This is a genomic window from Kitasatospora sp. MBT63, from assembly GCF_000710465.2.
Taxonomy (GTDB): domain Bacteria; phylum Actinomycetota; class Actinomycetes; order Streptomycetales; family Streptomycetaceae; genus Kitasatospora.
Genome location: NZ_JAIZ01000519.1, coordinates 574 through 12785, shown reverse-complemented (window position 1 = coordinate 12785; position 12212 = coordinate 574). Strand labels below are relative to the sequence as shown.

The window sequence follows — 12212 nt, the reverse complement described above, 5'->3', positions numbered from 1 at the left end:
CCTGGGCTAGGGCGCAGCGGCCCCGGCCCCCCCCCGCCGGTCCGTCGCGAAGTACCGGACACCGACCGGAGGATCGGCGGACCCGCGCCGGACCGGTCCGCGGCTCCCGGGCAACCGCCTGCCGCCCGCGGCCGCCCGCAGCCGCCCCGAACTCGCCGACCCCGCCCGGCCCCAGGCCCCGCCGGCCCGGTCCGCGCCCCGGACGGACCGCTGGCCGGGCGCCGCCCGCTCGCTATGCTGCTGGCATGCAGGCCACCTCGTTCACCTTCGATCCGGCGACCCGGACGGGCTCCGTGCTGCTCGACGACGGCACCCCGGTGCCCTTCGACGCCGCGGCCTTCGACGCCGGCGGCCTGCGGCTGCTCCGCCCCGGCCAACGGGTGCGGATCCGCACCGAGGGCGCCGGCGACGCGCGCCGGGTGGTCTTCCTGACCCTGCAGACCTTCCCCGACCCGGGCGCGGAGTCCTGAGTCCGAGCCCGGCGCCGGTGCACGGCCCCCGCCTCCGCTCAGCCGCTCCCGTCGGCCGCCCCGCGGCCCGCCCGGTCGTCGACCTCGGCCCAGACCAGGTCCACCTCCCCGCAGTAGCGGTGGCCGTAGCGGTCCGCCTCGGCCAGCACCGAGAGAAGCAGCAGGTGGGGCACGTCGCCGAGGCCTTCGGGGAGCACCGCCTCCACCCGGTAGCCGCCACCCTCCGGTCTCCGGCGGACCCTGGCCCTGGTCCCGGTGGCGGCCGCGATCCGGCCTGCGAGACGTCCGGCGAGGTCAAACGCCCAGGTGCTCCGCACGCGACGCCTCTCCATGCATGCAGTCGGTCACTGATCGGTCACGCAAAGTAAATCTAAGGCATTAGATTCCACCTGATGCATTAGCTTGTCAACGCTGAGTCACCCACCCTGCCGAACGCGGCAGGGGCCGCGCCTGCCGCCGGGAGTGCCGGATGCCCTCACAGGAGCCCCCGTACCTGCGGATCGCCGAGGACCTGCGCCACCGGGTGACCCGGGGCGAGTGGCAGGTCGGCGAGCGACTGCCGTCCCGCGCCCGGCTCGCGGTGCGCTACGACGTGGGCGCGAACGTGCTCCAGCGGGCGCAGGAACTGCTGATCGCCGAGGGGCTGCTGGAGGGCCGGGCCGGGTCCGGCACCTACGTCCGGGTGCCCACCGAGCGCCGCCGGATGGTCCGCTCGGGGCTCCGCCGGCCGCACGGACCCACGGCGCCGTGGCTCGATCCCGGCGGCCGCGGCCCGCAGGACAGCTGGGACGCCCACAGCTACGCCCGCACCCCGGCCCCGGCGCACATCGCCGCCCGCCTCGGCATCGCGCCGGGCGAGCCGACCGTCCGCACCTGCTACGAGTTCCTGGCCGAGGGCCGTCCGGTGCAGACCGCGGAGAGCTGGGAGCCGATGGCGCTCACCGACGGCACCCCGGTGCTGCTGCCGGAGCTCGGTCCGCTGGCCGGGCGCGGCGTGGTGGAGCGGATGGCCTCGATCGGCGTCGTGGTCGACCACGTGGTGGAGCGCCCCCGCCCGGCCCGCGCCACCCAGGAGCAGGCGTACCTGCTCGGCATCTCGGCCGGCGACCTAGTGACCCTGGTCGAGCGCACCTACCTGGACACCGACGGCCGGGCGGTGGAGACCGCCGATCTGGTGATCCCGGACGCCCGCTGGGAGATCGTCTACGAGCTCCCGGTCGCCGGGGGCCGGCGGCCCGGCCGGGCGGACTCCACGGACTGACCCGGCATCAACCCGGCGCGCGCCGCCCCGGCGGGGCGCACGCCCGAACAGCCCACCCCCCGGCACCCCCGAACAGCCCACCCCTCGGCACCCCCGAACAGCCCACCCCCGGACGGCGAACGGCCGCGGCGGCCCCGCCCCGGAGTGCTTCCGGGTCCGGGCCGCCACGGCCGTCGGTGAAACCAGCGCCACGCGTGCCGCTCCCGCCGCCGGGGCTCCCCCGCGTACTGAGGGGCCGTCGGCTGAGGGGTCGCCAGGGCCTTACTTGGCGGTGGCCTTGCGCGCGGTGGTCTTGCGCGTCGCGGTCTTCTTGGCCGGCGCGGTCTTCTTCGCCGTCGCGGTCGCCTTCTTCGCGGTGGTGGTCTTCTTCGCCGCCGCGGTCTTGGCGGTGGTGGCCTTCTTGGCCGCGGTGGTCTTCGCCGCGGTGGTCTTGGCCGCCGTCGTCTTGGCCGCGGTGGTCTTGGCCGCCGCGGTCTTCGACGCGGTGGTCTTGGAGGCCGCGGAGCGGGCGGTGGTGGTCTTCTTGACCGCCGCCTTCTTCGCGGTGGTGGTCGCCTTGCGGGCGGCCGTCTTCTTGGCCGCGGCGGCGGCCGGCGCGGCGGCAGCGGCAGCGGCGCGCTTGGTGGCGGCGCGCTTCACGGCAGCGGTGGTGCCGCCCTTGCCCGGGGTGAGGGAGCCCTTGGGGGCCTTCTTCACCGAGGGGCCCTCCTTCGGCAGCTTCTTGCTGCCGGAGACCAGGTCCTTGAAGCCCTGGCCCGGGCGGAACCGCGGCACGGAGGTCTTCTTGACCTTGACGCGCTCGCCGGTCTGCGGGTTGCGGGCGAAGCGCGCCGAGCGCTCCACCTTCTCGAAGGTGCCGAAACCGGTGACCGACACGCGGTCTCCTGCCACAACGGCACGCACCATGGTGTCGAGCACTGCGTCGACGGCCTCTGCGGCAGCCTTGCGACCGCCCAGCTGCTCGGCCACCGCTTCGACAAGCTGAGCCTTGTTCACGTCTTCCCCTTCGGAAACGGGCGCCGGATGAATCCATCCGTTCATTTCGCACGTTAGGTATGTATCTGCGGACTTTCAATTACCGAACGCGTGAATCACCCTAGTGTCGCAATGGATTTGCGCGTCGGCGACCTCACAGGTGCGGCCGGCGCCCCTCGTCGAGGTCATGCACAAAGCGACTCAACCGCCGCGCCGCCTCGGGGAGATCGCGCTTCGCGGTCTCCGTGACGATCAGCAGTTGACGAGTGAGAGCGGTCTTTGCATCGGTTGACACGTTCAGCGCAGAAACGCGAGCGTGTGCTTGCTTCAACCGCTCGGCCACAAGCGCGTAGAGCGCCGTGACTTCCGAGTCGTCCGGTTCCTCAGCAGGTGAGGTGTGTTGGTCCGTCCGGTCGTCAATTCGACTGCCGGCTGCACCGTCCGTCCCCTCCGGCGACGCGGGTTCGCCACCCGGGTACGGAGGTTCGGGGAACCGGTGCATGCAACGATTGTGCCATCTGTACGGAGTTGCGCTGCCCCGGGGGTTTATGCAGCCCGGTGCAGCGGGCCGAACTCCCCGTCCCGAACAGCCGAAGACCCGCCCCCCCGACGGGGAGCGGGTCAACCGGCGAAGCATCAGAAAGCGCGTTCTCAGGCCGCCGGGAGGGTGCGCGGCTTGAAGGCGGGGCGGGTGGCCTCGAAGGCCGAGATCGCGTCCTCGTTCTGCAGCGTGATGCTGATGTCGTCCAGGCCGTTCAGCAGCCGCCAGCGGACGTTGTCGTCCAGTTCGAAGGGGGCCCGGACGCCCTCGGCGCGGACCTCGCGGGCCTCGAGGTCGACCGTGATCTCGGCGGTCGGGTCGGCCTCGGTGAGCGCCCACAGCCGTTCCACCGTCTCCTGCGGGAGAACCACCGTCAGCAGGCCGTTCTTCAGCGAGTTGCCGCGGAAGATGTCGGCGAAGCGGGAGGAGAGGACCGTCTGGAAGCCGTAGTTCTGCAGGGCCCAGACGGCGTGCTCGCGGGAGGAGCCGGTGCCGAACTCGGGCCCGGCCACCAGGACGGTGGCGCCCGCCCGCTCGGGCCGGTTCAGGACGAAGTCCTCGTCCTTGCGCCAGGCCTCGAACAGCCCGTCCTCGAAGCCGGTCCGGGTGACCTTCTTCAGCCAGTGCGCCGGGATGATCTGGTCGGTGTCGACGTTGCTGCGGCGCAGCGGGACGGCCCGGCCGGTGTGGGTGGTGAACTTCTCCATGCTGCTCAGGCCTCCACGGCGACGTTGGACGACAGATCGGCGGGGGCCGCCAGCCGGCCCAGCAGGGCGGTCGCGGCGGCGACCTGGGGCGAGACCAGGTGGGTGCGGCCGCCCTTGCCCTGGCGGCCCTCGAAGTTGCGGTTCGAGGTGGAGGCGCAGCGCTCCCCCGGGGCCAGCTGGTCCGGGTTCATGCCCAGGCACATCGAGCAGCCCGCGTGCCGCCATTCGGCGCCGGCGGCGGTGAAGACCTTGTCCAGGCCCTCCTCGACGGCCTGCAGCGCGACCCGCACCGAACCGGGGACGACCAGCATCCGCACGCCCTCGGCGATGGTGCGGCCCTCGACGATGGCTGCGGCGGCCCGCAGGTCCTCGATCCGGCCGTTGGTGCAGGAGCCGACGAAGACCGCGTCGACCTTGACCTCGCGCAGCGGCGTACCGGCCGTCAGGCCCATGTACTTCAGCGCGTTCTCGGCGGCGATCCGCTCCTGCGGGTCCTCGAAGGAGGCCGGGTCCGGCACGTCGGCGCCCAGCGGGGCGCCCTGTCCGGGGTTGGTGCCCCAGGTGACGAACGGGGTGAGCTCGGCGGCGTCGATGAAGATCTCGTGGTCGAAGACCGCGTCCTCGTCGGTGGCCAGGGTCTCCCAGTACGCGACCGCGGCGTCCCAGTCCTCGCCCTGGGGGGCGTGCGGGCGCCCCTGCAGGTAGTCGAAGGTGGTCCGGTCCGGGGCGATCATGCCGGCCCGGGCGCCCGCCTCGATCGACATGTTGCACACGGTCATCCGGGCCTCCATGGAGAGGCTGCGGATCGCGGAACCGCGGTACTCCAGGACGTACCCCTGGCCGCCGCCGGTGCCGATCTTCGTGATGATGGCCAGGATCAGGTCCTTGGCGGTGACGCCCTCGGGCAGCTCGCCCTCGACCGTGATCGCCATCGTCCGGAACGGGGCCAGCGGCAGCGTCTGGGTGGCCAGCACGTGCTCGACCTGGCTGGTGCCGATGCCGAACGCCAGCGCGCCGAACGCGCCGTGGGTGGAGGTGTGCGAGTCGCCGCAGACCACGGTGGTGCCCGGCTGGGTCAGGCCCAGCTGCGGGCCGACCACGTGCACCACGCCCTGCTCGATGTCGCCCAGCGAGTGGATCCGGACGCCGAACTCCTCGGCGTTGCGGCGCAGCGTCTCCAGCTGGACCCGGGAGACCGGGTCGGCGATGGGCTTGTCGATGTCGAGGGTCGGGGTGTTGTGGTCCTCGGTCGCGATCGTCAGATCGGTCCGGCGGACCGTGCGGCCGGCCAGCCGGAGCCCGTCGAAGGCCTGCGGGCTGGTGACCTCGTGCAGCAGGTGCAGGTCGATGTAGAGCAGGTCGGGCTCGCCCTCGGCGCGCCGGACGACGTGGTCGTCCCAGACCTTCTCCGCCAGTGTCCGTCCCATCGCTTTCCCTCCAGCCGGCCGCATTGCCGGCCTTCTCGTGTCGTCGAGGTCGTGTCCCGAGCCACCCTGGTGAGGCTCGCCCCAGGGCGACCTGCACGCCGGATCGTGTCCAGGATGTGGACACCTGGTGAGGGGTCCATCCTGGGTGTCTCCCGGGCTGCTGCATCCAGAGTGGCGCTTTTCTCGCCGAATTGAACTTGCGTCTCGCGTACTGAGACTGCAGTATCGAGCCATGGACAACACAAGCGGCGTCGGCGTTCTCGACAAGGCCGCTCTGGTGCTCAGCGCACTGGAGTCGGGCCCCGCCACGTTGGCGGGGCTGGTCGCCGCCACCGGTCTGGCGCGGCCCACGGCCCACCGGCTCGCCGTCGCACTCGAACACCACCGCCTGGTCACCAGGGACATGCAGGGCCGTTTCATCCTCGGCCCCCGGCTCTCCGAACTCTCCGCCGCGGCCGGCGAGGACCGCCTGCTGGCCGCCGCCGGTCCGGTCCTCACGCACCTGCGCGACGTCACCGGCGAGAGCGCCCAGCTCTACCGCCGGCAGGGCGAGATGCGGATCTGCGTGGCCGCCGCCGAGCGGCTCTCGGGTCTGCGGGACACCGTCCCGGTCGGCTCCACGCTGCCGATGAAGGCCGGTTCGGCCGCCCAGGTGCTGCTCGCCTGGGAGGAGCCCGAGCGCCTCCACCGCGGCCTGCAGGGCGCCCGGTTCACCGCCACCGCGCTGAGCGGCGTACGGCGCCGCGGCTGGGCCCAGTCGATCGGCGAGCGCGAGCCGGGCGTGGCGTCCGTCTCCGCGCCGGTGCGCGGGCCCTCCAACCGCGTGGTGGCCTCGGTCTCGGTCTCCGGCCCGATCGAGCGCCTCACCCGCCACCCGGGCCGCCTGCACGCCCAGGCCATCATCGAGGCCGCCAACCGCCTCACCGAGGCGCTGCGCCGCGGCTGAGCGGGCCGCCCCCGGCCGACGACACGGAGAAGGCCCGCCCCGATCGGGGCGGGCCTTCGAACGTCCACGGCGCTCCGGCGGCCGGCAGCGACACGGAAACGGTCAGCACGGCAACGGTCACCGGAAAACAAAAAAGCCCCGGTCACCCGGAGCTGTTTGGCTGGGGTACCAGGACTCGAACCTAGACTAAATGAACCAGAATCACTCGTGCTGCCAATTACACCATACCCCAAAAGTACCCCCGACCGGATTCGAACCGGCGCTACTGCCGTGAGAGGGCAGCGTGCTAGGCCGCTACACAACGGGGGCCCGCACCATCACTGGTGCTGAGTACCCCCGACCGGATTCGAACCGGCGCTACTGCCGTGAGAGGGCAGCGTGCTAGGCCGCTACACAACGGGGGCATACTCGTCAACCTTATTCAGTTTGCAATTTGCATTGCGTACCCCCGACCGGATTCGAACCGGCGCTACCGCCTTGAGAGGGCGGCGTGCTAGGCCGCTACACAACGGGGGCCTGTACTGCTTGCACTACCTGTACTGCGTACTGCGCTGGGGTACCAGGACTCGAACCTAGACTAACTGAACCAGAATCAGTCGTGCTGCCAATTACACCATACCCCACCAGAGTTCAACCCCTGAGGGGCCTTCCTCGGTGTCTCGCGCCTCCCTGCCCGGGCGGCGCAGAAAGAACATTACCCGACGCGCGGCCCCGCTCCAAAATCGATAACCGCAGGCAGCGCCGTGGGCGCCTGCGGGCCTGGTCAGCGCACCAGGCCCGCAGGCGCCCCGGTCCGGCTCAGGAGGCCGGTACGAGCTCCAGCGCGGCCCGCAGCCGGCGCAGCGTCTCGGGGCGGCCGAGCAGCTCCATCGACTCGAAGAGCGGCGGCGAGATCCGCCGGCCGGTGACGGCCACCCGCAGCGGGGTGAAGGCGAACTTGGGCTTGATGCCGAGGCCGTCCACCAGCGCCTCGCGCAGCACGGCCTGGATCGGCTCCGGGGTGAAGTCCCCGAGCGCCTCCAGCGCCTCGATGCTGGCCTCCAGCACCGGGCGGGCGTCCGCGGTCAGCACCTTGGCCGCGTCGTCCGGGTCGACCGCGAAGGCGGCCGGGTCCACGAACAGGAAGCCGGCCATCGGCACGATCTCGCTCAGCACGACCATCCGCTCCTGGGTGAGCGGCGCCACCGCGGCCAGCAGCTCCAGCTGCTCGGCGGTCGGCTCGGCCGGCAGCAGCCCGGGGGCCTGGAGGTACGGCACCAGGCGGCGGACGAACTCCTCGGGCGCGAGCTCGCGCACGTGCCGGGCGTTGATCGCCTCGCACTTCTTGAGGTCGAAGCGGGCCGGGTTGGCGTTCACGTCCGCGATGTCGAAGGCGGCGACCAGCTGGTCCATCGAGAAGTGGTCGTCGTCGGCGGAGAGCGACCAGCCGAGCAGCGCGAGGTAGTTGAGCAGGCCCTCGGGCAGGAAGCCGCGCTCGCGGTAGAGGTTGAGCGAGGCCTGCGGGTCGCGCTTGGAGAGCTTCTTGTTGCCCTCGCCCATCACGTACGGCAGGTGGCCGAAGCGCGGGGTGGTGCCGTTGCCGACGCCGATCTCGGCGAGGGCCGCGTAGAGGGCGATCTGACGCGGGGTGGAGGACAGCAGGTCCTCGCCGCGCAGCACGTGGGTGATCTCCATCAGCGCGTCGTCGACCGGGTTGACCAGGGTGTACAGCGGCGCGCCGCTGGCCCGCACGATGCCGTAGTCCGGGACGTCCTTCGGGTCGAAGCTGACCGGGCCGCGGACCAGGTCGTCGAAGGTGAGGGGGTGGTCGGGCATCTTGAACCGGACGATCGGCTGCCGGCCCTCCTGCCGGTAGACCTCGACCTGGTCGGCGGTCAGCGCCCGGCAGTGGCCGTCGTAGCCGCTCGGCTTCCCGGCGGCGCGGGCGGCCTCGCGGCGGGCGTCCAGCTCCTCGGTGGAGCAGTAGCAGTCGTACGCGTGGCCGGCCGCCTTGAGCCGGGCCGCGACGTCCGCGTAGATCTCCATCCGCTGCGACTGGCGGTACGGCGCGTGCGGGCCGCCGATCTCGGGGCCCTCGTCCCAGTCGAAGCCGAGCCAGCGCATCGCGTCCAGCAGCTGGTTGTAGGAGTCCTCGGAGTCGCGGGCCGCGTCGGTGTCCTCGATCCGGAAGACCAGCGTGCCGCCGTGGTGGCGGGCGAAGGCCCAGTTGAACAGGGCGGTGCGGACCAGGCCGACGTGCGGGTTGCCGGTCGGGGAGGGACAGAAGCGGACCCGGACGGCCGGGTCCAGCTCGGAGTTAGCCACGCTTACAGCCTCAATCACGGGAGACGACCTTGTTGGCGAGAGTGCCGATACCTTCGATGGTGACGGCGACCTCGTCGCCGACGCCGATGGGGCCGACACCCGCGGGGGTGCCGGTGAGGATGACGTCGCCCGGGAGCAGGGTCATCGCTTCGGAGATGTGGGCGATCAGCTCGGCGACCGGACGGACCATCAGGGAGGTCCGGCCCGCCTGGCGGAGTTCGCCGTTGACCGTGCAGGTGACCGCCAGGTCGGCGGGGTCCAGGTCGGTCTCGATCCACGGACCGAGCGGGCAGGCGGTGTCGAAGCCCTTGGCCCGGGCCCACTGGCCCTCGCGCTGCTGCACGTCGCGGGCGGTCACGTCGTTGGCGCAGGTGTAGCCGAGGATCACCTCGGGCACCCGGTCGACGGGCACCTCGCGGCACATCCGGCCGATCACCACGGCCAGCTCGGCCTCGTGCTGGACGTCCGAGGAGAACGGCGGGTACGCGATGGCCTCGGTCGGGCCGATCACCGAGGTGGAGGGCTTGAAGAAGGTCAGCGGCACCGCCGGGACCTCGTTGCCCAGCTCCGCCGCGTGCGCCGCGTAGTTGCGGCCGACCGCGACGATCTTGCTGGGGAGCATCGGGGCCAGCAGGCGGACGTCCTTGTGGCGGTAGCTCTCGCCGGTCGGCTGGGGCGTCCCGAACGGGTGCCCGGCCAGTGCGTGCAGCACCAGCGAGTCGGGGTCCGAGGGATCGCCCTCGACGACGCCGAAGGAGACGCTGCCGGCGGCAGGGCTTCCCTCCCGGACGGAGAACCTGGCAATGCGCACTGCCCAGCAACCTCTCGGTTCGTCGGCCGCCGGGGCGCCCGGACGCTGGCAGGGCCCGCGGATCGGGGCCCTGCTCGATCATCCCCAGGCTATCGCGTGGCCCGTCGGCCGCCGCCGCACGGCGGGGCCGCCCGCAACGGTCGGCGGCGGCACGGCGGCCGGACCGCGGGCGCACGGCGGCCGGCCTGCGCCCGGACGGCGAAGGGGCGCCGACCGCGGTGTGCGGTCGGCGCCCCTTCGTCGGCGCCCCTTCGTCGGTGGCCGGTGCCGGTGCTCGGCGCCGGTGCCCGGTCGGCGTCAGGTCAGTCCATCAGTCCAGCGGCGTGCGCGGGGCCGGGGCCACCATCAGCACGGTGCGGCGCGGGTTGGCGGTGCTGCCCGGCAGCTCGGTGGAGTACTCGCGGGGCGCCTGCGCGGTGAAGCCGGGCAGCTGGCCGAAGTCCTCGACGGAGGCCAGGGTCGTCCTACGCGGGTTGGCCGTGGGCCGGATGTTGAGCGTGGACTTCGGAGCCTTCTTCGTCGGCTCGGACATGGCGTCACACCTTGGGTTCGTTGGTCGGTCCGTGACGGCGGCCGCCCCGGCACGGGCCGGGACTTTTGGACGCGCCTCGGGATGGGCAGGCTGAAAAAGCGGCGGCGCACACCGGTGCGCCCGCCGCCGCCAGGCTAAGGATCTCTTGTCACAACCGCCGTGACCAAAGCTACACATAGCGATGTGACTTTGCTCACATTTACCGGGAAAATTACCGCGATCCCGGTTAATTCCGGCGAGAAGAATCAGCCGACATAGGGGATATCTCGGACATTTTGGGACCTCCGGCGCGCGGGGGAATCCGCAGCCCACTTGGCATGCATCCGGCAAGTGTCCGAAAAGGGCCGTATTCCGGCACCCCTACCGCACAGTCCGTGAAGCGGCGCACGCACTGGGTAGCCCAGGACACCGACGGGTAACGCCCCTTGTTGGACTTCCCCGCCTGTGCTGGAATGCCACGGAAAAACTCGACACCGCCCTATCCCGCCACCGGCGGGAGGGGCGCCCGGTCCAGAGGTTGCGACGCCAGTGCAGGGACGTTTCAAGAGGGGCAGCGGCGCCGCGGGTGACCCGGAGCAGCGCGAGCCCATGTCAGGCTCCCACCAGGCAGCACCGATGACCGGCGCTGCCGCCGATCGGTTGACTTCCGGCGGCTCCGAGCCAGAACCCGGCGACAACGGCAGCGGCGCGGACAGCGCCGAGCACGCCGACAAACAGAGCCGCCGATCCCGGCTGCGCGGAACGCTGAACCGCCGCCGGGCCACCGGCATCAGCCGGTTCGCGATGCGCAACTGGCGGATCCGGACGCGTCTGATCGCCCTGCTGCTGCTGCCCGTGATGGTCGCGCTCGTGCTGGGCGGCCTGCGGGTGCAGACCTCGCTGGAGAACTCCCGCCAGCTGGCCCAGATGAAGGACCTCGCGGACCTCGCCCGCAAGGCCACCAACCTGGCCAACGCGCTGCAGACCGAGCGTGACATCAGCGCCGGTCCGCTCACCGCCCGCCAGGACGCCACCGACCCCGAGGTGGTCGAGGCCCGCAAGAACAGCGACGCGCTGAGCAAGGCGTTCAACGCCAGCGCCGACAAGTTCGACGAGCTCGACCTCGCCGGTGGCAAGACGCTGCTGCTGCAGGTCCGCAAGGACCTCAACCAGCTGACCGCGGCGCGGACCAACGCATACCGCAACAACGACAACATCCAGGCGACCATCACCAGCTACGACGTGATGATCAAGGACCTGATCGACATCATCCAGGACCTTGCGATCACCTCGAACAGCACCGAGCTGATCAAGACCACCCGTGCGCTGCGCCAGTTCTCGCTGGCCAAGGAGGCCACCTCCATGCAGCGCGCGCTGATCAGCGCCGCGCTCGCCCGGCCCGGCCAGCCGGACCTGATCGCCTCGGACGAGACCTTCGGCATCCGCCTGCAGGGCAACGAGGACAACGCGCTCGCCAACTTCACCGCCATCTACGGCGAGGGCGAGGCCCGGGCCAAGCGGGCCCAGATGAGCTACAACCAGCTGATCGCGGACTCCGACCGGTTCACCAAGGCCGTGCTCAACCCGAACGGCATCCAGCAGGCCGAGAGCCGCAGCTACAAGGACTGGTACGACGCCGCCTCGGCGAAGATCACCGCCGAGCGCAACATCGAGACCTCCCTGGTCGACGACCTCGACGGCAAGGCCCAGGCGCTGCAGTCCGACGCCGACACCGAGGCCCTGATCAACGCCGCGCTGGTCGCGATCGTCCTCATCGTCGCCATCGCCGGCGCGGCCCTGATGGCCCGCTCGATGGTGCGCTCGCTGACCCGGCTGCAGACCGCGGCCGAGGACGTCGCCGAGCGGCGACTGCCCGAGCTGGTCAAGACCCTGTCCGAGAGCGACCCGCAGGACGTCGACGTCACCGTCGAGCCCGTCGGAGTCGACTCCGCGGACGAGATCGGCCACGTGGCCCACGCGTTCGACATGGTGCACCGCGAGGCGGTCCGCCTCGCCGCCGAGCAGGCGCTGCTGCGAGGCAACATCAACGCGATGTTCACCAACCTCTCGCGCCGCAGCCAGGGCCTCATCCAGCGCCAGCTGTCGCTGATCTCCGAGCTGGAGAGCCGCGAGGCCGACCCGGACCAGCTGGCCAGCCTCTTCAAGCTGGACCACCTCGCGACCCGTATGCGCCGTAACGGCGAGAACCTCCTCGTCCTCGCGGGCGAGGACCCGGGCCGCCGCTGGACCCGCCCGGTC

The 12212-nt window shown here is 71.6% G+C and carries 12 protein-coding genes and 5 tRNA genes; 4 read left to right on the top strand and 13 right to left on the bottom strand.

The features are described from left to right. Positions 1 to 245 precede the first annotated feature (245 nt). Positions 246 to 470 carry a hypothetical protein gene (locus AA75_RS28085; protein ID WP_033823070.1) on the top strand — a complete coding sequence of 75 codons (225 nt, stop codon included), beginning with the start codon at positions 246 to 248 and terminating at the stop codon, positions 468 to 470. Positions 471 to 508: 38 nt separating this feature from the next. Here AA75_RS28085 and AA75_RS28080 read toward each other — a convergent pair whose 3' ends face one another. Further along, positions 509 to 787 carry a hypothetical protein gene (locus tag AA75_RS28080; protein ID WP_051813563.1) on the bottom strand — a complete coding sequence of 93 codons (279 nt, stop codon included), beginning with the start codon at positions 785 to 787 and terminating at the stop codon, positions 509 to 511. A 152-nt stretch (positions 788 to 939) separates the two neighbouring features. Here AA75_RS28080 and AA75_RS28075 point away from each other — a divergent pair, with 152 nt between their 5' ends. Next, positions 940 to 1731, top strand: a complete 792-nt coding sequence (locus tag AA75_RS28075; RefSeq protein ID WP_051813561.1) for a GntR family transcriptional regulator — start codon at positions 940 to 942, stop codon at positions 1729 to 1731. A 261-nt stretch (positions 1732 to 1992) separates the two neighbouring features. Here the strand turns inward: AA75_RS28075 and AA75_RS28070 are convergent, their stop codons facing one another. The 4 genes from AA75_RS28070 to leuC form a co-directional block, all read right to left on the bottom strand. Then, positions 1993 to 2727 carry an HU family DNA-binding protein gene (locus tag AA75_RS28070; RefSeq protein WP_033823069.1) on the bottom strand — a complete coding sequence of 245 codons (735 nt, stop codon included), beginning with the start codon at positions 2725 to 2727 and terminating at the stop codon, positions 1993 to 1995. A gap of 133 nt (positions 2728 to 2860) precedes the next feature. Continuing rightward, complete coding sequence (locus tag AA75_RS46095) at positions 2861 to 3049, bottom strand: hypothetical protein (RefSeq protein ID WP_082526880.1); 189 nt, start codon at positions 3047 to 3049, stop codon at positions 2861 to 2863. A gap of 308 nt (positions 3050 to 3357) precedes the next feature. After that, positions 3358 to 3954: a 3-isopropylmalate dehydratase small subunit gene (gene leuD / locus AA75_RS28065; RefSeq protein WP_033823068.1), complete on the bottom strand. Its 597-nt coding sequence runs from the start codon at positions 3952 to 3954 to the stop codon at positions 3358 to 3360. A gap of 5 nt (positions 3955 to 3959) precedes the next feature. Further along, the gene (leuC, locus tag AA75_RS28060; protein WP_033823067.1) at positions 3960 to 5381 is read right to left on the bottom strand and encodes a 3-isopropylmalate dehydratase large subunit; all 1422 of its coding nucleotides are present in this window, start codon (positions 5379 to 5381) and stop codon (positions 3960 to 3962) included. Between the two features lie 232 nt (positions 5382 to 5613). Between leuC and AA75_RS28055 the strand changes: the two genes are divergently transcribed. Next, the gene (locus AA75_RS28055; RefSeq protein WP_033823066.1) at positions 5614 to 6327 is read left to right on the top strand and encodes an IclR family transcriptional regulator; all 714 of its coding nucleotides are present in this window, start codon (positions 5614 to 5616) and stop codon (positions 6325 to 6327) included. Between the two features lie 157 nt (positions 6328 to 6484). On the opposite strand, the gene AA75_RS28050 is transcribed toward AA75_RS28055, so the two are convergent. The 8 genes from AA75_RS28050 to AA75_RS28015 form a co-directional block, all read right to left on the bottom strand. Beyond that, positions 6485 to 6559 (bottom strand) — tRNA-Gln (locus tag AA75_RS28050). Between the two features lie 4 nt (positions 6560 to 6563). After that, positions 6564 to 6636: transfer RNA gene (locus tag AA75_RS28045), tRNA-Glu, on the bottom strand. Between the two features lie 22 nt (positions 6637 to 6658). Further along, a tRNA-Glu gene (locus AA75_RS28040) sits at positions 6659 to 6731 on the bottom strand. A gap of 39 nt (positions 6732 to 6770) precedes the next feature. Further along, positions 6771 to 6843, bottom strand: a tRNA-Glu gene (locus tag AA75_RS28035). 35 nt (positions 6844 to 6878) lie between these two features. After that, a tRNA-Gln gene (locus tag AA75_RS28030) sits at positions 6879 to 6950 on the bottom strand. A gap of 175 nt (positions 6951 to 7125) precedes the next feature. Continuing rightward, positions 7126 to 8631 carry a glutamate--tRNA ligase gene (gene gltX, locus AA75_RS28025; protein ID WP_033823065.1) on the bottom strand — a complete coding sequence of 502 codons (1506 nt, stop codon included), beginning with the start codon at positions 8629 to 8631 and terminating at the stop codon, positions 7126 to 7128. 10 nt (positions 8632 to 8641) lie between these two features. Continuing rightward, positions 8642 to 9442 (bottom strand): fumarylacetoacetate hydrolase family protein, encoded by an 801-nt coding sequence (locus AA75_RS28020; RefSeq protein WP_033823064.1) that lies wholly within the window; start codon positions 9440 to 9442, stop codon positions 8642 to 8644. A gap of 310 nt (positions 9443 to 9752) precedes the next feature. Next, positions 9753 to 9974, bottom strand: a complete 222-nt coding sequence (locus AA75_RS28015; RefSeq protein WP_033823063.1) for a hypothetical protein — start codon at positions 9972 to 9974, stop codon at positions 9753 to 9755. Between the two features lie 615 nt (positions 9975 to 10589). On the opposite strand from AA75_RS28015, the gene AA75_RS28010 reads away from it, so the two are divergent. Further along, a partial coding sequence (locus AA75_RS28010; RefSeq protein WP_233289222.1) for a nitrate- and nitrite sensing domain-containing protein occupies positions 10590 to 12212 on the top strand: 1623 nt, incomplete at its 3' end.

What these genes read in the sequence shown, in the direction of transcription:
- AA75_RS28085 (WP_033823070.1), top strand. Translation starts at nt 246, where the DNA reads ATGCAGGCCACCTCGTTCACCTTCGATCCGGCGACCCGGACGGGCTCC.
- AA75_RS28075 (WP_051813561.1), top strand. Translation starts at nt 940, where the DNA reads ATGCCCTCACAGGAGCCCCCGTACCTGCGGATCGCCGAGGACCTGCGC.
- leuD (WP_033823068.1), bottom strand. Translation starts at nt 3,954, where the DNA reads ATGGAGAAGTTCACCACCCACACCGGCCGGGCCGTCCCGCTGCGCCGC.
- leuC (WP_033823067.1), bottom strand. Translation starts at nt 5,381, where the DNA reads ATGGGACGGACACTGGCGGAGAAGGTCTGGGACGACCACGTCGTCCGG.
- AA75_RS28055 (WP_033823066.1), top strand. Translation starts at nt 5,614, where the DNA reads ATGGACAACACAAGCGGCGTCGGCGTTCTCGACAAGGCCGCTCTGGTG.
- AA75_RS28015 (WP_033823063.1), bottom strand. Translation starts at nt 9,974, where the DNA reads ATGTCCGAGCCGACGAAGAAGGCTCCGAAGTCCACGCTCAACATCCGG.